16 protein-coding genes and 1 pseudogene are annotated in these 19,504 nt (G+C 56.9%); 4 read left to right on the top strand and 13 right to left on the bottom strand.

Going from position 1 to position 19,504, the window contains the following annotated elements; translation table 11 throughout:
* The first annotated feature begins 119 nt into the window (after positions 1-119).
* Positions 120-1,520, top strand: a complete 1,401-nt coding sequence (gene lpdA, locus JQF37_RS05950; RefSeq protein ID WP_130205502.1) for a dihydrolipoyl dehydrogenase — start codon at positions 120-122, stop codon at positions 1,518-1,520.
* A 110-nt stretch (positions 1,521-1,630) separates the two neighbouring features.
* Here the strand turns inward: lpdA and JQF37_RS05945 are convergent, their stop codons facing one another.
* Positions 1,631-2,104, bottom strand: a complete 474-nt coding sequence (locus JQF37_RS05945) for an Lrp/AsnC family transcriptional regulator (RefSeq protein ID WP_090326856.1) — start codon at positions 2,102-2,104, stop codon at positions 1,631-1,633.
* Between the two features lie 145 nt (positions 2,105-2,249).
* Between JQF37_RS05945 and JQF37_RS05940 the strand changes: the two genes are divergently transcribed.
* On the top strand, positions 2,250-2,879 hold the full coding sequence (locus JQF37_RS05940) for a LysE family translocator (RefSeq protein WP_047535353.1): 630 nt from the start codon (positions 2,250-2,252) through the stop codon (positions 2,877-2,879).
* Here the strand turns inward: JQF37_RS05940 and JQF37_RS05935 are convergent, their stop codons facing one another.
* From JQF37_RS05935 to JQF37_RS05915, 5 genes are all read right to left on the bottom strand, one after another.
* On the bottom strand, positions 2,880-5,000 hold the full coding sequence (locus JQF37_RS05935; protein ID WP_130205500.1) for a hypothetical protein: 2,121 nt from the start codon (positions 4,998-5,000) through the stop codon (positions 2,880-2,882).
* Positions 4,987-6,183, bottom strand: a complete 1,197-nt coding sequence (locus tag JQF37_RS05930) for a DUF3142 domain-containing protein (protein WP_130205498.1) — start codon at positions 6,181-6,183, stop codon at positions 4,987-4,989. The genes JQF37_RS05935 and JQF37_RS05930 overlap by 14 nt, the downstream gene beginning before the upstream one ends.
* A gap of 109 nt (positions 6,184-6,292) precedes the next feature.
* Positions 6,293-8,323, bottom strand: coding sequence for a pyridoxamine 5'-phosphate oxidase family protein (locus tag JQF37_RS05925; protein WP_130205496.1), 2,031 nt, complete (start codon positions 8,321-8,323; stop codon positions 6,293-6,295).
* A 63-nt stretch (positions 8,324-8,386) separates the two neighbouring features.
* Positions 8,387-9,013, bottom strand: coding sequence for a glutathione S-transferase (locus JQF37_RS05920; protein ID WP_204149565.1), 627 nt, complete (start codon positions 9,011-9,013; stop codon positions 8,387-8,389).
* A gap of 127 nt (positions 9,014-9,140) precedes the next feature.
* Positions 9,141-10,043, bottom strand: a complete 903-nt coding sequence (locus JQF37_RS05915; RefSeq protein WP_130205492.1) for a LysR family transcriptional regulator — start codon at positions 10,041-10,043, stop codon at positions 9,141-9,143.
* A 333-nt stretch (positions 10,044-10,376) separates the two neighbouring features.
* Between JQF37_RS05915 and JQF37_RS05910 the strand changes: the two genes are divergently transcribed.
* Positions 10,377-12,044 carry a methyl-accepting chemotaxis protein gene (locus JQF37_RS05910; RefSeq protein WP_130205490.1) on the top strand — a complete coding sequence of 556 codons (1,668 nt, stop codon included), beginning with the start codon at positions 10,377-10,379 and terminating at the stop codon, positions 12,042-12,044.
* A 546-nt stretch (positions 12,045-12,590) separates the two neighbouring features.
* On the opposite strand, the gene JQF37_RS05905 is transcribed toward JQF37_RS05910, so the two are convergent.
* The 3 genes and pseudogenes from JQF37_RS05905 to JQF37_RS05900 all read right to left on the bottom strand — a co-directional run bounded on the left by JQF37_RS05905 (position 12,591) and on the right by JQF37_RS05900 (position 13,991).
* Positions 12,591-13,031 carry a hypothetical protein gene (locus tag JQF37_RS05905; protein ID WP_130205488.1) on the bottom strand — a complete coding sequence of 147 codons (441 nt, stop codon included), beginning with the start codon at positions 13,029-13,031 and terminating at the stop codon, positions 12,591-12,593.
* A gap of 183 nt (positions 13,032-13,214) precedes the next feature.
* Positions 13,215-13,336, bottom strand: a pseudogene (locus tag JQF37_RS31310) (N-acetyltransferase); the annotation flags it as partial.
* 16 nt (positions 13,337-13,352) lie between these two features.
* Positions 13,353-13,991, bottom strand: a complete 639-nt coding sequence (locus tag JQF37_RS05900; protein WP_223272653.1) for an antitoxin Xre/MbcA/ParS toxin-binding domain-containing protein — start codon at positions 13,989-13,991, stop codon at positions 13,353-13,355.
* Positions 13,992-14,219: 228 nt separating this feature from the next.
* Between JQF37_RS05900 and JQF37_RS05895 the strand changes: the two genes are divergently transcribed.
* The gene (locus JQF37_RS05895; RefSeq protein WP_130205486.1) at positions 14,220-14,768 is read left to right on the top strand and encodes a 3'-5' exonuclease; all 549 of its coding nucleotides are present in this window, start codon (positions 14,220-14,222) and stop codon (positions 14,766-14,768) included.
* Positions 14,769-14,796: 28 nt separating this feature from the next.
* On the opposite strand, the gene JQF37_RS05890 is transcribed toward JQF37_RS05895, so the two are convergent.
* Genes JQF37_RS05890 through JQF37_RS05875 form a run of 4 tightly spaced genes read right to left on the bottom strand, consistent with a single transcriptional unit; the run spans position 14,797 to position 19,461 of the window.
* Positions 14,797-15,279, bottom strand: coding sequence for a Mov34/MPN/PAD-1 family protein (locus JQF37_RS05890; protein ID WP_130205484.1), 483 nt, complete (start codon positions 15,277-15,279; stop codon positions 14,797-14,799).
* Positions 15,276-17,060, bottom strand: a complete 1,785-nt coding sequence (locus JQF37_RS05885; RefSeq protein ID WP_130205482.1) for a ThiF family adenylyltransferase — start codon at positions 17,058-17,060, stop codon at positions 15,276-15,278. The genes JQF37_RS05890 and JQF37_RS05885 overlap by 4 nt, the downstream gene beginning before the upstream one ends.
* Complete coding sequence (locus tag JQF37_RS05880; RefSeq protein ID WP_019334920.1) at positions 17,044-18,294, bottom strand: nucleotidyltransferase; 1,251 nt, start codon at positions 18,292-18,294, stop codon at positions 17,044-17,046. The genes JQF37_RS05885 and JQF37_RS05880 overlap by 17 nt, the downstream gene beginning before the upstream one ends.
* Positions 18,295-19,461 carry an SAVED domain-containing protein gene (locus JQF37_RS05875; protein ID WP_130205480.1) on the bottom strand — a complete coding sequence of 389 codons (1,167 nt, stop codon included), beginning with the start codon at positions 19,459-19,461 and terminating at the stop codon, positions 18,295-18,297.
* Positions 19,462-19,504 lie beyond the last annotated feature (43 nt).

Here is a 19,504-nt window from a genome sequence, read left to right as displayed (position 1 = left end):
CCTGTCGCTAGCCTGAAGCCTTGACCGAAATGCACTAAAACGCTCATATTATGATCGTAATTTTTTATCAAAGACTACGTTTTCCCCTTCCCCAACCGCTTTCATTCCAGGAGTAATCCATGAGCACTTATGACGTTGTGATACTTGGCGGTGGCCCCGGTGGCTACAACGCAGCGATCCGCGCTGGCCAACTGGGTTTGAAAGCAGCATGCGTAGAAGGACGCGCCACGCTGGGCGGCACCTGCCTGAACGTCGGCTGCATGCCATCCAAGGCATTGCTGCACGCCTCCGAACTTTACGACGCGGCAATGGGTGCGGAATTCGCCAACCTGGGGATCGAGGTCAAACCCACGCTCAATCTGGCTCAGATGATGAAACAGAAAGACGAGAGCGTGGCCGGTCTGACCAAAGGCATCGAATTTCTCTTTCGCAAAAACAAGGTCGACTGGATCAAGGGATGGGGCCATATCGACGGGCCGGGCAAAGTCACGGTAACGGACAGTGCCGGTGGCAAGACCGAACTGAGCGCCAAAGACATCATCATCGCCACCGGCTCGGAACCCACTCCCCTGCCCGGCGTGGACATCGATAACCAACGCATCCTCGATTCCACCGGCGCACTGTCACTGACCGAAGTCCCGAAACACCTGGTGGTAATCGGCGCCGGGGTGATTGGCCTGGAGCTGGGTTCGGTCTGGCGGCGTCTGGGGGCTCAAGTGACCGTGGTCGAATACCTGGACCGGATCTGCCCGGGCGTGGACGGCGAAGCAGGCAAAACCCTGCAACGCTCACTGAGCAAACAAGGGATCAGCTTCAAGCTGAGTTCAAAAGTGACCCGCGCCACCACGTCCGCCACCGGCGTTCAACTCAGCGTCGAGCCCGCCGCAGGCGGCACCGCAGAGTCGATTGAAGCCGATTACGTGCTGGTGGCCATCGGACGCCGACCTTATACACAGGGCCTGGGGCTGGAAAACGTCGGCCTCACCACAGACAAACGCGGCATGCTCGCCAACAAGGGCCACCGCACCGAAGCGGCTGGCGTCTGGGTGATTGGCGATGTCACCTCCGGCCCGATGCTCGCCCATAAGGCCGAGGACGAAGCCATGGCTTGCGTCGAGCAGATCGTGGGCAAGGCCGGCGAGGTCAATTACGACTTGATCCCCAACGTGATCTACACCAAACCGGAACTGGCCAGCGTCGGCAAGACCGAAGAACAACTGAAGGCCGAAGGTCGTGCATTCAAAGTCGGCAAATTCCCCTTCACCGCCAACAGCCGGGCGAAGATCAATCACGAAACCGAAGGCTTCGCCAAAGTGCTGGCCGATGAGCGCACGGACGAAATCCTCGGCGTGCATCTGGTGGGCCCGAGCGTCAGTGAAATGATTGGCGAGTATTGCGTGGCCATGGAGTTCAGCGCATCCGCCGAAGACATCGCCCTGACCTGTCACCCGCACCCGACTCGCTCCGAGGCGTTGCGCCAGGCCGCGATGAATGTGGAGGGGATGGCGACGCAGATGTAAGGCGCCTGAATTTTCTGTGGCGGGTCCGTCGCTTTCGCGAGCAGGCTCGCTCCCACTTGAAATGCGTTCATCTGTGGGAGCGAGCCTGCTCGCGAAAAGATCGCCTGGGGCTAAAGCGGCAAATGCCCCAAGGGCAACGCCCCCGGTGTCTTCACCGTGTGAATGGCAAAGTTGCTACGGATATCGCTCACACCCGGCAATTTCAACAAGCATCCCGTGAGGAAACGGTCATAGGCGCGTAAATCCGGCACCACCACCTGTAACAGAAAATCCGACTCCCCTGACACCAGAAACGCCGAAATCACTTCGGGCAATGCCGTCACTGCCAGGCGAAAGGCTTCTGCCTGCTCGTCGTTGTGGCGCTCGACCTTGACCCCGACAAACACGGTCAAGCCAAGCCCGACTTCATCACGGTCCAGATTGGCCTGATAGCCACGAATCACCCCGGCCTCTTCAAGCATCCGCACCCGCCGTAGGCAGGGCGACGCAGACAGTCCGATTTCGTCAGCCAGTTGCACATTGCTCAAGCGACCGTCCCGTTGCAGCGCGGCGAGAATCTTGCGGTCGTAGGCATCCAGTTTCATGGTTTGGCAGATCCCGATGGTACGAAGGTCAAAGACTGGCAGATTATGCCAAGGCTGGCCGTTTTTGAAGCGAACTACGCAACCACCTGCCCTGCCCTTGCACCCTAGACTGGCCCTACCGAATCGACAACGAATGGGGTGCAACATGGCGGGTCTCTGGCTGTTTTTCATGGCATTGGCGGTGGTGTATTTGCTGCCCGGCCCCGACATGATCCTGCTGTTGCAGACCGGTGCTCGCCAGGGCAAAGGCGCGGCGCTGGCCACCGCGGTGGGCCTGGCCATCGCCCGCGCCTGCCATGTGGCGCTGGCAGCATTGGGTTTGGCGGCACTGTTCAAGGCGGCGCCCTGGACCTTCGACGTGGTGCGTCTGGCCGGCGCCGCGTACCTGTTGTGGATCGGTGTTCAGTGCCTGCGCACGACCCTGTTGCCGAACCTCAATGGCGCCCATCAAACCACCGGGAAACCGCACTGGGCGCAGGCGATCCAGCGCGGTTTGCTGACCAACCTGCTCAACCCCAAGGCGTTGTTGTTCTGCTCTGTGCTGTTGCCACAGTTCATCAACCCACACGCCGGGCCGGTTCTCGCACAATTCGCGACCTTGGGCGTGGTGTTGGTGGCCGTCGGTTTGCTGTTCGACAGTGCTTATGCGCTGGTCGGTGCGGCGCTTGGTCGATGGCTGCAACGCAGTCCATCCGCCCAACGCCTGCAACAGTGGTTGTTCGGCAGCCTGTTGATTGGTTTCGCCGTACGGCTGACCTTTGTTCAACAGGCGTAATTACGCCGGCTTCTGGCGCTTGTGCCGATTGATCAGCAACAGGGCGAGCGCTGTAAGCCCCACCACACCCCCCATCTCCAGCCACTTTTTGTAGGGCCGCAGTGCTGAACGGATGGGGGCCACCGCTTGGGTCACGTAACGCTTATCAGCATTCTGGAAATCCGGATAAGGGCAGCGTTCGCCGAAAGACACTGCCCAATCCACATAAGGCCCCTCTTTGACGTAGCGCTGATAGAAAGCGCGTTTTTCATCCGGACCGGTGTTCCACCCCGTCGCCTCACACAGCACAGCCGCAAAAGCCTGACTGGTATGAGGCAAATAATCGGCGGCACGGCTGGCCAATGCATTCGCGACGTAACGGTAGTGGTAACGCTGATCGGGTTGGGCAGCGCTGGCTCGCTGGCGAACGACTTCCTCTTCCGCCACCCATGGACCGACTTTGAGTTCGTTGCTTTCGAGGCTGTAGTTACCAGCCAATGTGGCGTAGTCCGGGGCCATCTCGTAACCCAGGAGTTCCATTCCGTCGAATCGGGCCAGCGTTGCGGCGTGGAAATAGGCAAACGCACGCTTGCTCGGCCACCATTTTGATTCGGCATCGTGGCGCAACTGCCCATACCACGTTGCCTTTCTTTGCAAGACCACGCTGTCGAAGTAGGCCGGTGCCTCGTCGTAACGTTCTTCACGCAACAAGCGCCGTCCGAGCAAATTGCGCAGCTTGGCGGCCACCGGCAGCGGCACATAGTTATCGCGATCCTGCTGAGTCAGGGGTGGTGGCGCCGGCACCTGAGTGTCGACGTAATGTTTGAGCTCATCGACGGTCAGCACACGCTCGGCGACTGTTGCCGCATCGAACCAGTAAATGTCGTTGCTTCGATAAAGCTGATCAAACGCCTGCAGATAATCCCCGCGCTGCAAGGCCAGAATCGCGCTTTCGCCATCGACCCGACACTTGGGCTGGAGCGTTTCGTAGTCGTAGTCCGGCGTTCTGCGCTCACCCCAGGATTCGTTTTGCGGGAAAGCCTGGGCGGCCTTCGCATAAGCGGCAGCCGCGGCGCTTTTATCACCCTCGCGCACCGCCAGTTTGGCCCGCAGCCACCAAGCTAGGCCACCATCACCGGCGTGTTCGAGGAAGGCCTTGGCGCTGGCGTAGTCACCCTGTTGATAATTGACCGCCGCCAGACGATCCGCGTTATCGAGTGTGCCCCGCGTGCTGCTCTGCAAAAGTTTGATCAATTTCTGTTCATTGGCCGGCTGATCACCGAATGACCAACCCAGTCGACTGATCAAGGACGCCGTGATCAGTTGCTGCACCGGTTTGCCCTTGAGCAGTTCGGCCAGTTGATCGTCCGGCATCGCTGACAGATCAGCCATCAACAGCTTCAGCGAGGTGTAGCCGACCGCCGACCCCTGGAGGTTTTGCGTGGCATACAGCTCGATGGCGCTGTTCCAGTCGCCCTCCGTCCGGGCAACGCGGGCCTGTTCACCCAGACTGGCAACACCCAGTTCCAGCGGATCGCTGAAGCCATCGATGCTCAGTTGCCGGGTTTGTTCGAACGCCTGGCGCGACTGCGCCAGCACATCGGGACCGGCGCCCGCTTCCGAGCTCATGGCAAACAACGCCCGGCCCAACGAGTAAGCGGCCCAGGTGCTGCGTAGCGGCCGTTGATCGGCCGGCAGCGCCAGGACTTTCTGAAAATATTCCGCCGCCAGTCCATGATCACCGCCAGCAAATGCCACGGCACCGGCCAGATAGAACTTGAGCTCGGCCGGCAGACTTTCACCCTCAACCTCAACCCGCCGGGCATCGGTCAAACCACGCAACTGTTGCACCAGCGCCTGCTGCTCGGCCGTCAAACCTGCCTGCTCGGCCAGACTGCGCTGCTCGGCATAGTCGGTTGTCTCCATGCTGTTGACGGCTTGGGTGACGTGTTTCAACCCGGCAATGGCATGCCCAAGGCGATTGACCTCGAAATTGAAGTTACCCTCAGGCAGTTCCGCCAGCGACTGGCCACGGTTGTCCAGCAGGCGCATGGGGAAATCCGGCCCGCACGCCAACGCCGAACCCAGCGGCAGGCTAAGACTCAGGCAAAGCAGATGACGGGGCCAGTTACGGGTAAACATTCGAACCTCCTTGATCAATATGTGCGCAGCGTGCCCAACCCATGGCCCGCTGTCCGCCAGCCGCTATTCGACCGTCATGCAGGCGGGTGAAGGTAAGCAGATCCGGGCCTTGTTGCAACGCATAACCGGCCAGCGCATCCGCCCCCTCACACCCTCGCACCGCTAGCGTCACACGCTCGGGCCAGGCGCTGTCGAGGTTGCCCTCGTTACTGATGCCGATGTCATAGAGGCCTTCCTGAGCCGGGAGTTTCAGCGCCAACCGACTGCTCAGCGCCTCACCGCGCACCACCGCGCGCAAGGTCGTCAGGCTCCATGCACGACGGTCGTTGGCCAGTGGCAGGCGAAACCAGATCAGTCCGGCCAGATGCGCCGGTGGATCGGCGCGCAACTCGGCGCTGAGTTGACTGAGTTGCCGGGGATCGGCCAGCAACTCCTGGCGCTTGCCCTCACGTTCGATGCGAATCTCACTTTCCACGATCGGCGCACCGCCGCCACCAGGCAACAACGCGACGCCGTAGGCCGGCAACGCCAAATAGAAGGGTTTCGAAGTGATACGGCTCCAGGCGTTCGCCCACTGCCGGGCCTGAACCGGATCGAACAACCCACGACGCGGGTCGCTGACGGCATGCACTTGCAGCACGCTGCTATCGACTGTGGATAACAACGCAGGCAATTCGCGACTGTCGAGCCACGCCGGTAACGCGGTAATGCTCAGGGGTAATGAGGCCGGCAGATGGGCGCGCAGCCGCTGAAGAAATTCGCGGTAGGACGGTAGCCGAGCGTTACCGGCGTCGTGGTCGATTTCCACACCGGAGAGGCTCAGTCCCTGCGCCTGCCAATCGCTGATCACCTGTTGAATCTGTGTCGTGACCTCATCCTGATCCAACGACTTGAGCTGACCATCGAGGCGAATCACCGCAATCAGTGGCCGCCCGTCTCGCTTGAGCAATGCAGGATCAACTCGTGCACGACTCAAGCCAGCCTGGGGAAAGGCTTGTAGCGCCAGCACCCGTAAAGTGGAAAAGTCTCTGCGGCTGTCCCTCAGTGCGACGTCGTGGTCGGATGTCCATTGTCGTTGCCAGACGTAGAGCTGCTGATCGAGTGGCGGAGCGTCCTGTCGTTCGCAACCACTGAACAGGGCGAGCGACGTCAGCAGGAGGATCCAGCGAGTAAGAAAAACCATGAAAGCGCCTATCCCTGAAATGCAGAAAGGGCCAGTGACGGCCCTTTCGTTCTGCGCTCTACCCTACTGAGCCATCGCTCCCCGGGCAATGATGGCTTGTGACGATTCTCTAGATATCCAGTACCAGAGGCTGCGCGCCCTGAGCCGGAATCGCACAACAAATCAGCACCTGTCCTTCCTCCGGTACTTCGGCGGGCGGCTGTGGATAATGCACCTGGCCGCTGATCAGGCGAGTCTTGCAGGTCCCGCAGGAGCCGCCTCGGCAGCTGAATTCCGGGCGCAATCCCCGACTTTCCGCCAGCTCCAGCAGACTCCCGCCATCGGGTTGCCAGCGAGCCTCTTTGGCGGAACGCTGGAACACCACCGGTACCGAGGTGGTGGCGGCTGGCGGTTGTTCAATCACCACGGCGTCGGGGTCTGGTTGTCGACGCAATGTGGAGGGCCCGAAGGTTTCGGCGTGAATCCTTGCGTCGCGGATGTCCAGTTCGCGCAATCCGTCGTACATCGCTTGAGTAAAACTTCCCGGACCGCACAGGACGAAATCCAACTGATCGTAGTCCTCGACCTCCAGTAGATCCTTGAGTAGCGCGACGTCAATCCGTCCGGTCAGGTCGAAATCTTCACCCTCACGCGCCGAAGCCTCTGGCTGACTCAGCAGACGCACCACCCTGACCGCATCCCCAGCGTCATCAAGCAAGCGGTCCAGTTCACGACGAAACACTTGATCGCCCAACGTACGCGAACTCTGCAAGAACCAGGTCGGCCGAATCCGACGGGTGCGCAGACCTTGATAAACCACCTCTCGCAGCATCGACAAAAGCGGCGTTATGCCGACTCCGGCGGCCAGCAACACCAGCGGACGGCGCTCATGAGGGGCCACGGTGAAATGCCCTTGAGGCGCACGCGCCTCCAGCAGATCGCCGACCTGGATCTGTTCGTGCAGATGCGAAGACACCCGTCCATCACGCTTCACGCTGATGCGGAAAAAATCGTCCGACGGTGCGCTCGACAGGCTGTACGTGCGGATATGCACCTCGCCATCAATGTTGAACCGCAAAGGCAGATGCTGCCCGGCGTGGAACAATGGCAACCCGGCACCGTCGGCGGGTTCCAGATAGATCGAGCGAATGTTGTGGCTTTCCGCTTCGATCCGCACCACCCGCAGCGGCCGCCAGCTATCGCCAAGGGCCTGCGCTTGCAGTCGAGCCTTGGCCTGCGCCCAAGTGCCGGTCAGCAAACTGGTGGGAGAGACGCCGTCGAAACGCCACCGCAATGCCAAAGCTGCAGGCCGACGCACCATATGTTCCACGTGGAACGTCCATAAACGTTCGGCGCCTTGAAAGGCTTCGACCTGTGGGCCCTCAAGAATGATTTCGGTGCGCCCGCTGAGTTGCAGCAGGTCACCGGAGTTGAAATCGATGAACAACAAACCGGCCTTGGGATTGGCCAGAAGATTACCCAGCGTGTTGAAAAAAAGATTGCCGGCAAAATCCGGGATGGTCAGGCGATTACCTTCTACTTGTACAAAACCGGATTGACCGCCGCGATGGGAGACATCCACTGAACGCTCACCCTCGACGTCCACATAACTGGCGACAAAGAAGGTATCTGCCTCGGCAATCATCGCCCTGGCCGCCTCATCCAGCTCGCTGTCATGCTGCGCGCGTCGCGTTGCCGGATCTTCCAGCGGCACCGATCGAAACTGGCGCAGTTGGATGTATTGCGGGCAATTACCGTAGGACTGCTGCACCGTCACGCTAAAGCCGCTCGCCGACATGGCACCGATACGACCATTGATACGGTTGCGGCGCCGGGTGTGAAGTTCGATCCCCAGCAGGCCGATCGCCGCGCCATCCGTCAATTGCGCCGGATCATCGGCAGCCGGCAGGCTGCTGAATTGCAACAGCCCTGGTTCAGGTGAATGGGCGAAGCCTGGTTCACCTTCAAGCACGCTGGCCCACGGGTTGCCTTCGGCATCCACCGCGCCGTAAAGCATGAACGGCAGTTGCTGATAGAACGAGCGGTGCTGGTCCGGCATCTCGCTGCGAATCACCCTGCGACCTAATACCTCCATTCGCTCGGCGACGCCGACATGAGCCTGCAACTGTTTCTCGCCAGCATGCCACGGTGAACGGTCCATTACGGCTACTCCCCTGCACCCTCGGCGCAGCGTGAACGGCCCGACAGTGTCGGGCCACAAGCATCAGGCGGTTTTTTGCAGGCCGGCGACGGTGCGCGGCATGCCGACAAATCCTGGCAAGGCTTCGACCCGTGCCAGCCAGGCGCGGATGTTGGCGTAGTCGTCCAGCGAGACATTGCCTTCAGGGGCATGGGCGATGTAACTGTAGGCCGCTACGTCAGCAATGGTCGGCTCGCTACCCGCCAGCCAAGGCGTGTTGGCCAGTTCATGATCGATGACCTTCAGCACGGTATGGGCATAAGCGATCGTTTCTTCAGCGTTGTAAGGTGCACCAAACACTGTGATCAACCTGGCCCTGGCAGGACCAAAAGCAATCGGACCGGCAGCCACCGACAACCACCGCTGTACCTTGGCGGCACCGACCGGATCGGTTGGCAGCCAACGACCCTTGCCGTATTTCTGTGCCAGATAAACCAGGATCGCGTTGGAATCCGCCAGCACCACACCTTGGTCATCCAGTACAGGCACCTGACCGAAAGCGTTGAGTGCCAGGTATTGCGGTTGTTTGTGTTCGCCCTTGGCCAGGTCGACGAAGATCAACTCGATCGGTAATTGCAGCAGCGAAAGCATCAGCTCCACACGGTGAGCGTGGCCGGAACGGGGAAAGTTGTAGAGTTTGATGGCTTGCATGGTCGACTCCGCAGGGTAAGTGGCGCTTCGGAAGATCAGCACCAACGGCAGACATCTTCTACCAGTCCCGAAAGCAACAGAATAACCAGCAAGTGGAATCCATTATTTCATCTGCAGCAATAATGCATCAGCTGCGCAAGGCCGGATGTTCCCGGAGTGCCTTCACCGTAAAATCGACGAAACTGCGAACCCGCGCCGGGGCGTTACGTCCGCCCTGGTAGACCACATGGATGGGCAATGGCGGCATTTCGAAGTCGGCCAGGATGATTTCCAGCTCACCAGCCGCTATTTTTCCCGCAACCTGATAAGACAAGACTCGTGTGAAACCCAAGCTGAGGCTGGCAGCGGCGATGGCCGCCTGATTCGCCGTGACCACCAACCGTGGTTCAGGCCGGACACTCAGGGGTTCGCCGTCCACGAGGAATGGCCAGCTTCTTAACTGTCCGATCGAGGACGTCGCAATAACCGGTGCCTGGGCCAGGTCTTGCGGGTGATTTGGCCGGCCGAAAGTGGCAAGAAACCGTGGCGACGCACAAATCACCCGTCGCACCTCCCCCACCCGAATTGCATGCTGATTGCTGTCGGGTAGCTCTCCGATGCGCACGGCCACGTCGATGCCCTCCTCCACCACGCTGACCATACGATCCACCAGCAACGCATTGATCGTGACATCTGGGAATTGCGTCAGAAAATTCACCATCAATGGCGTGACAAACAGCTCACCAAACAATACGGGTGCGGTAATCGTCAGTTGCCCACGAGGTTGGGCGTGACTGCCCGCCGCCGAGTCCTCGGCTTCCTGCACCTCGGCCAGAATTCTCCGACAATCTTCAAGATAACGCTGGCCCGCCTCACTCAGATGAACGCTGCGTGTAGTGCGCGTCAGCAGCTGCGTACCAATACGCTTCTCCAACGCCGCCACCGCGCGCGTGACACTGGCTGCCGACATGCCCAGACGCCGCGCGGCCGCCGAAAAACCCTGATCTTGTGCGACTGCGGCGAAAACTTGCATTTCCTGGAAGCGGTCCATGGGCATGTCCTGGATTCGGATAAAAAAATCGCAGCCATGGGCTGCGATTTTTCGGAGGGTGGTGGCTTACAACATAGTTTGTCACAAAGGGGCCCGAGAACATTGGCCAACTCACATCTTGGGGAACGCACCGGATGTTTCGCCAGAATATAGCGCCGAACGCCATGATATTTTCAACTTGCCGCGCGGTTGCAGTTAGTTGACAGGAGCTTCCCCCCTCCACTACGACTATTAAATCCGTAAAGTAGTGGTGCGTTGATATTAAAATAGAAATCTGTTGCTCAAAAAAAACAGTTATTTTTCAACCTAATAAGACAGGACTTTGGAAAATCGATGGTTCTCTTCAGAGAATCGTTAAAAACACACGAACTTCTTGATCTGCGTTCCCTTTTGCCGGACTACTTTATGATACTCAGTATTTCTCGTTTGATGGCTTTCTGTGCTGCTGGTTTGATGGTTATAGCAATTGGTTTAACGACATTGATGCAAACCCAATTTAACGTCCTGGATGCCATTGGATCCGAAATTGAGCGTCTGGGAAACGCTCTTGAGTCGACTCAAAAATTACGCTACGAGAGCGCGCAGATTCAACAGTTCTATACCGATGCAAGCCTTACTCAAGACCATGAGCCGATGGAGGAAGCACAGCAGCATTACGCAGCTTCGCTACAGCTTTTGGAGGAGATAGAGCAAATCGTTCCAAGCCTTTCTAGCCGACTCCAGGCCCTGCGCACTCCACTGGACCAACTCAACAGCACCGGCAAGCTGATGGTACAGGCCTATGCCAGTAACAAAGCTGCCGGCGATAAAGTTATGGAGGATTTTGACCAGCGTTCGGCGAAAGTTATTTCCGAGTTTGCTGCTTTTAGTCAGCCATTGGGCAAGTTGTATCGTCAGCAGTTGGATGACAGTGAGGCCGAGCGCACAAAAATCCAGGTCACCAGCCTCATCGCATGGGGAACAGTACTTTTAATTATGCTAGGGGTGTTGTGGCTGATTGCTAGTCGAGTGCTACCGCCGATGCAGCAACTGAGCAAGTCACTGAGCGCATTGAATGACGGGAGCGGCGACCTTACCCGCAGCATCCAGTCAAAGCGAGATGATGAAATAGGTCAGGTTGTTGGGCTATTCAATACATTTTTAGGCAGCTTGCGCAGCAAAATCACGACCGTTGCGGATGTTTCGAAGGGGCTTGAGCAATCGGCCGAACAATTGCTAAGTGATGCCGGCGCCTCTCAGCAAAGTGCTACCGATTTGCAAATTGAAGTTGAACAAGTGGCGGCGGCGGCCAATCAAATGGCTACCAACGTGCAGGGCGTTGCCAGCAACGCCGAAGCCAGCTCTGTTCAAACGCGTGACGCCTCTACACAGGCAAAAGAGGCGATTGCCGTCGTCGATAAAACCATCGTTGATATTCGCTCCTTGGCTGAAGAAGTGGGTCGAGCTGCGCAAGTGATCGCCGATCTGGAAGGCCATTCACGGGAAATCGGTGGGGTGCTGGAGGTGATTCGCACCATCGCCGAACAAACCAACTTGCTGGCGCTTAACGCCGCCATCGAAGCGGCTCGCGCCGGTGAGCAAGGTCGTGGTTTTGCAGTAGTGGCAGATGAAGTCCGCACGTTGGCTAGTCGTACGCAAAAATCGACGCAAGAAATCAACGATATGATCGAACGGCTACAAAATGCTTCACAGCACGCGGTTAAAGTAATGGACGACAGTCGTGACTTTGCTGAACGTGGAGTGCAGCAGGCGCTTAGCGCTGGCGAAGCATTACAGCGAATAAGTGCACTGGTGTCTTCAGTGTCCGATATGAGCCTGCACATTGCTGAGGCTGCCAATGAGCAGGCCATGGTTACCGATGAAATCAATCGTCGGATCAGTAGTGTTTCGGTGGTCGCGAACACCACCGTTGTACTTGCGCAAAGCACTCTCAGCCGTGGCCGGGCGAGCGGTGGAGACGCTGAGCGGTTGTTGCAGATTGTGCGTCAGTTCAAACTTTAGGTAATGCCCAAGGAAGGTCTGAAGTCAGCAGCCGTTTTTAACGACCTCGTGTCTGAAGTTCAAAAACACCTGCTTAATCGAAAATCCGACCTTCCCTCCTGTTAGTTCTTTGTTGTCTTACGCAATAGCACTTTTTTCAGGAGATTCCGCTCTACATCGGAGCGCAGAGATTCACTACTTTGTTTTCGCGGCAGCATCTAACGGCTGGATAGGGAGATGTGTCGGGGAGATCGGTGTGGATCCGGGCCTGAAGCAACAGCGGGAGCTGGAGGATAACCCCTCCAGCTCCCGCGAGAGTTTCCATTCTCTAAGGCAAAGGGTGGTTATCAACAACATAGTTTGACACAGCCCCTCCCGTAAATCGGGGTCTGTAGGATGATTCGGGGTAAAGGCAACAACAACATAGATTGACACAGATGGGTCGCACTTCAAATACGGGGCTCGATTGGTAACAACATAGATTGACACTACATCGAGAGCGTTCATTCAGGCCGAAATATTATGTGAGCGCGACCGGTCACTCACCTGTGCGGAAATAGCGTTTTTTCAGCACAGGCTCAGTGCGATGTTTAAATCCGTGCGCAACCTTCGACCGGACCCCATCAGCACATAAACTGTGTTTTTTGTTCGAAATAAGCAGTCGTGAGTGAAGGAAACACCCAGCGTTGTTCGGACCCAATCACCAGGCGGGAAGCGGCCTTTACTGTCTTGGATAACGGTCAAAGCGTAAACGAGAGCAGGAATTAGCTGTCTATCCGTAATGGCTTTTCGCTGACGTGTTGTAATGTCGAGATCCAAAATTGCCCAATCAGCAACAAGACAATAGGCACGGGAAGGAAAATGCAGACTGGCGAGGGACACTGCATCTGAGGGGGCGAGTTGGCATCCGTTTATTTTATCGCCTGCAGAAAGCACTGAAACATAATCTGCCAAATTCATTTGTAACTCCTGCCGATCAAAAAAACCGATTCGAACGAGAAGCATCATTCAGCTTAGCTCCCAGCGGATCACCAGGTTCCGATGCCGACGGATAGCAGCAGGGTGATCTCATGGCTGTTCCGTCTTCTCCCTTCATCTCACTGAACGGGATGATTTCTATCGAGCTGTCACCAGATAAAGTGGTTTGCGCCAGTACCCAGCTATGCCATTGCCGTGCGTGAACCCTACCTAGCGGTAGGTGCCGATGTGGGTGAAACCTAGTGCTTCATGGATGCCCGTGCATGCCGGATTCGGCAAGGCGACGCCGGTATAGGCGCATGAAATCCATGTTACTTAAGGAGCGGTAGAAGCCGTTTGGCTGCGGCTGAATCAAAATGACATGCCCTCAGACACTTGAATCAGCATTTCTTCGACTAGATGTGTGCCAAAGGTTGTAGTGACCATCGCCGATGGGCTTTCTCCCAAAAAACGGGCTTTGGGTTTGGAAAGCCATTGTTTGGCCTTCCCTTTGTCACCGAAGATCACCTCGGCCATGGCGGTAATATGTGCAAACCGGAACAGGCGATCGCTCTCATGCAACGTTAAAAGCTGATTGGCTGACAGTTTTGTTTTGAGCGTTTTGGGTTGAATGATTCTGTCGCGTTCTTCGTCGCTGAGGGTTCCATCATCACAAAGCATTTTGATCAGGCTGACCGAGAAGCCAGCTACTATCATGTCGTGAATGTCCAGATCCGAAGCATTGACAGCGATATGAAGAAGCGTCTCCAACCGCATGCGGTAAGCATGATAGGCATCCTGACGCAGGACGCCTGCAAACATGGGCCGCACTGATGTTGCGTTGCGCACGGGCGTCAGGACTAATGTGCCATTCAATACCGTTAGCTCCAGGTCGTCCCCAACACCTAACCTCATTTGGGCAAGCAACTCTTGAGGCAGATCAATGATGATGTCGCCAGTATCGTCCTCAGTTTTCTGGCATTTGACTATCCAGCGCTCAGTTTCACTCATGATCGTCCGGCCCTCATCCGCCATCAGAGAATGACACACATCATTATGCTTGGGCCCAGAGCTGACCAAAGGAACGCGCAATCCGCTGGTAGACAGGCACTGCCGCTGCTCGAACGCCGGATAGCGAGTGAAACAGCAAAAAATGTGGCAATGGCTATATCTGCCTTTCCACCTTCACATGGTTAAGAGCCTGAGCGTGATCAGGTAACTACACGAAAAGGATATGACATGCACCCTGATGAGCTTTATGTTTCCGTCGACGTCGAGACTTCTGGGCCTATACCCGGCGAATACAGCCTGCTTTCCATCGGAGCTTGTCTTGTAGCCCAACCTGAAACGTCCATCTATCTTGAACTACGGCCTGACAGTCCGAAACACGACCCCGAAGCGCTGGCAGTATCGGGGCTGAGTCTGGAGAAGCTGGAGCGCGAGGGCCTCGCTCCGCAACAGGCGATGCTGACATTTGATCAGTGGCTGAAATCGTCGTGCCAAACGGGGCAGAAGGTCATTTTCGTAGGGCTCAATGCACCGTTTGACTGGTCATTCGTCAATTACTACTTCCACAAATACCTGGAAACCAACCCCTTTGGTTTTACCGCTATCGACATGAAGGCCTACTTTATGGGCGCTGTAGGTTGCAGCTGGCAGGAAACAAAATCATCCAAAATGACCGCTGCGCTGAAGCCACTCAGCGAACCGAACCATAACGCATTGGATGATGCCCGCTTTCAGGCAGAGCTCTTCGCCCTTATGCTAGCGGGTAAGGATAAACGCTGACCAGCCTTCCACCGCACTGACTAGAAGTTCATCTGCCCCAGGTTGCCTCAACATATCTGCCGTCCCTGAACGACCACGCCTTGATACCTTCTGGTTTTTCGGACTTGCCGACAATAATGGCTATTGGGTGCGGCAGATCCTGCATGTACCGTGCAGCAAATCTGGAGAAACTTCCTATGTCTGCCGGAGAAATCACCGGAACAGATTGGGGATGCGTATGCCAATAGCCCACCAGACGTAACCCTTGTTCGTTAGCAGCTTGGATCTCCTGACGGCACCGCTCCGCATCCAACTCTAGCCAAGACCAGCCTGACCGATCGGCGCGATGAGGCAACGTGGCCAAGGCCAGCAGCAACCCTTTCGGATTAACCGGGTTGACGAATAACTGTCCCCCTCGCTCCACGCCAAAAAGGCCCTGCCGATGACTATCCAAGATGTCCGCAACAGCTTGCGACACCAATAGCTCGGAATCCACCTCCGCCCATCTCCAGCGCCAAGCGATATCCGTCATACCGTTTCATCCTTATGTTCCGGCCATCCGCGCTCGAGTAGGAGTTGCTGCGCCCCCTCTGGCAGTTTGGGCCCATTGTATTGGCCTCCTAGGCTCGGCACATCTTCAGGCCTGTAGATACTGCTGACCCAAGATGCGGTGGCGATGTTGCCGGTCAATGCGCGTAAAGCCGTGTGCGATACCATAGAGGCAATATTGGTCATACCCAACGACCCGCCTGGAATAAAGCTCTCCCCACACGCGGGCAGTGGAATCACACCTCCTCCCGGCCACTCTGTAAACTTATGGAGAAAATCGCCGATGTCCGTGAATAAATGACGGCCATCAAAGGTACCGGCTGGTGCGAATAGCGCGTGGCCTACCTGCGTATACGGTTCGCTCCAGGCTTGTAAAAGTCCCCAAGAAACGCCGCTGGATTTGGCTCGCCATACAGTGACCTCCGACTGCCAGTCTGCTGTCGTAATCACCACAAGATCTGCGTTATCGAACACTTCTGGTTTGCTGCTCATAACTACTTCGGCGAAAGTCGAATAAGCGGTGCATTCTGTAGTCGGAAGATCTAACAGAATCTTGTCCCTCAACGCTGAGGCCTTCAGCCTCCCTAGGCTATCCGCTCCCAGAACGTGCCTACCCAGATTGGCTGACACCAGAGTGTCAGGATCGATGAGGGAAAGGTGGCCGACACCGGAGCGTGCCAATTGTATTGCCACCGCACTGCCTAACGAGCCAACGCCAACACAAACGACCCGAGCATTTTCAAGGTGCTTTGCAGTGCCGCTTATGTCGCGGGACAGAATGGACGCACGATCAAGCACGTCTAGGGCAGTTGCGCGGACAAGTGCCGGAGGATGTGCATTTGCGATGGCTGGCCGGCGGCGCGCTGTGCGCAAGCCAAACTTTGCCCCCCGCTCTTGCTGTACGCCGAGCGAGCGCACATTGAGGCAATAAGTTGGAGCATCCGTCCCCCCAGGAAGCTCCAGGACAATCCATCGACTCGCCAACGTTCCATGCAGCTCAAACCATGCCAGCAATTGCTCGGCATCGTCTGGTTGAAGGTGTGGCGTGAGCCACAGCAATAAATCTTCTGGATCCGGGGTGCGGATATCCGGATAAGTCTGAAGCTTGACGTAAAAACCGGGAGTTTCGGCCGCGCGAATGACAGCGGAGCGCCCGACAACCCGTCGGTAATGCCCTTTGAGTGCAGCTACGTTCGATGCTAGCCAAACCGTTTCCTGACCAGATGGCACAGCCCGGCGCGGATCGCTGAGAGCAAACAACTGCGAGGCGGCCTGAGGTCGATCCAAAAGTAAGAGGTTCTGGAATGACTGACCGTGCTGAAAAGACCAGTAGGTAGTGATCTCATTCTGAAATTCGATATCGCGCGTTGCCTGGCTTGATCCCCTCTTGGACAACGAAACGATCTGGGCCAAGCGAGCAAGGCTGTCCTCTACCACGACCTCCGGGGAGCCCATAATGGGCCGCTCCTGAAAGCCATGAAGGCAAAGCCCCGACTTGGTGGCATGCGGCCAAACCAGCCATGGAGAGGGTTCGACGTTCAGCCGCAAGAGCCCACGGGGAAAGTTGGAGGGGAAACCTATACGCAGTCGCCGCTCCTGCCCCGTGTAATCGATGGGCAAGGGGAAGTGAAAGCACGCCGCTTCGTCAGCCCGCATGGGTGCGGGCTGGAGCAATGCATCGGCAGCATCCTGACCTAGGGTGTCTCGCAGTGCGGCGATTCCGCGCTGCAATGGCGTCTTAATAGGGTCAGCCAAGGCGTCCAACTGGCTTTACGCTCGACTGAGAGGTTCCGCCACCGCTGGCCCCTCCGAAGAGCGAACCCATCGAAGCAGAGTTTCGAGTGGTGCCATCCGGTCGGCCGGGCATCGTCCAATTCGCAGGGATCTCATTGTTCACTGCCGTAATGAATGCCGGTGCAATACCGAAATTCTTTTTCACTGCCTCGGCAAAGGAATCGTTGGATTCAAAACTTTCCAAACCCAATGACACAGATGCACTAGCGTCCGCATGCCACTTGGCAAATGCTTGGCGATAGCCTTGCCCCTCACCCGGCCGATTCCACTTCTCTGCAAAGTTTTCGCCGTTATCGGCAGGGTTGCAGACATAGCAGTCGCTACCTCTATGCGCGATGTGCTGCGGCATTCTGCGAACGATTTCCAAAATTGCATCGAGCGGAGCCAGAGGCTTCGACTGCGACTCCTTTACGACATCAAGGTATGCGTGCGTGGCCAGGGTGGTGATGACCGCAGATATTGGGCGAGTATCAGCGCTCCTTGTCTTGATGGCCCATTCATCGCGATGACGCTTGAGTAGCTTAATGGTCGCACGCAGGGGATCTTGATCGATGTAATCCTGATAATGCGGCAAAGGATCTTGTGTCGCGGCATCAAGCATCCGCTGGCTCTTGGCAACTACCAAGCTTTCCAGAGAGATTTCTTGGGCAGAAGCAACCTGCAACCAGTTCGAGTAAGGGATAGGGCTGCTTGCTTTCCACCCTGTGACCCGATCCGGAACCTCCAGCTTACCCTCGCCGTTTGCTTCGCCATTTCCGTTGATCGCGCGGGCAGGCGTGACATCGATGTGGAAACCTGGATTTTCGTCGGCATAAACGATCCGGATGCCACGACGTAATTGCTTAACTTCTTCTTGAACGCGGGAGCCTTCCCGAAAACGCTGCTCAATCGCTTCTAGTACTTCCTTTGCACCAGCGCCCTGAGCGTGAGGGAGCCAAATAATCGCGTCCGCATCAATGGTGTCCAGATCCGCAGGCGCGCCGGGGATTGGCTTGATGGTCGTTTTCAGCCGCATCGAGCCTTGAACGAAAATATGGGCCTCAGCGAGCAGCGGGTTGTCGGAAGCCGAGAGGATTTTTTCCAGTTGGGAGTAGCGGTCATTGATTTTTTCGTACTGCGCTTCCGACAGCGAGATTTCCCGCGCGGCGCGAAGCAGAAAATATTCCCAACTGCTGCGCTTGGTCTGTTCGTTGCTCAAAAGCATTTACCTAGCCTCCTGGGCCACCAAGCCCAATTGCAGTGTTTGCGTAAACCGATCTTGGTTTTCTTTGTCCCGATCGAAGATCAGGTATGTATGTTGATGCTGTGTTGTGAGCAACGCGCCAAACTCGATGGCCAATGCCGCAGGAATGGCGGCGAAGACGTGGATAGGGTCAGGAGTCAGAGCCTCAAGCTGGCTCAGTCGTATTTGAAGTGCGTCGCGAAAGGCATGAATCACCCGACGGTTCTGTACCATCGCGTAGCTTGGTTCTGGGATCGACAGCTCTGCAATACGTGCACCGGGTAGAGCGTCGATCACGTCGCGAACTGGAACTTGCGCAGAAATGGAGAGCACCAACGCCAGTGGGCCATCGCCGTTGGGTGGAGGCGTAAACAGAAAACTAGGCGGCTCAGCAGACTGATCGGGCCAGCGCAAAAGATGCTCGCGGTGAAAAGAGAAGATCAGGCGTTTGGAACGGTCGCCGATACTCTGGCCCAACATCATCAAGGCCGGAATGTCGGCCAAGCCGACTACTGCTAGCGCGGGCGAATCGCCATAAGTGCCGCCGCGACGCTTGAGTTGCTGCTCCAGCTCATACTGGACGCTGTCTTTGACGTTCTGCCAATAGGTAGTGTCCCTGCCACGTGGTCCGGGTGCAGCGAAGGCGATTTTGATGCCTTGATCGAAGGCGGTTAATCCCTCGGCGGACATCGCAGTCAACAGATCGCGAAAGGGGATATCGTTGATCGTCTGAAAATGCTGACTCTGGACGATGAGAGGAATGGCTCTGCCACCATCGGGGGTCGTTGCGGCGAGTCGGATGCGTTCCAAGTACGCTTGGTGTAAACCACTCAAATCATTTTCAGGATACCCATCTGCGTCACGATCAATTTTGTCATGACAACCTGGGCACAGGAGCATCAGATTAGCGGTATTGTTTGTGTGCGCCTCAGCATCATGATCCGCGCGTCCCCGAGGGCCTTTGGGACTGGCGGGCAGGATATGCGCCACTTCTCCCCATTTCATTGGCTTGCCGGCACGATAATCGAACGTCAGATCCGTGCCGCACAGTTCACAATGACCAGCGGTCTGGGTCCATACGATCCGCTTCGTCTCATCATTTGTGTTGAAGCGCCCGCTTGCGGGCTTAGCGTCTTCTTGTTCTGCCATTTCGACCGACCCCCGAAAAACATCCATGATTGAAAACGATGAT

Source organism: Pseudomonas sp. MIL9 (assembly GCF_016887925.1).
In the GTDB taxonomy this organism is placed as follows: domain Bacteria; phylum Pseudomonadota; class Gammaproteobacteria; order Pseudomonadales; family Pseudomonadaceae; genus Aquipseudomonas; species Aquipseudomonas mohnii.
The sequence above is the reverse complement of the archived record's forward strand: the minus strand, read 5'-3'. Positions and strand labels throughout refer to the sequence as shown.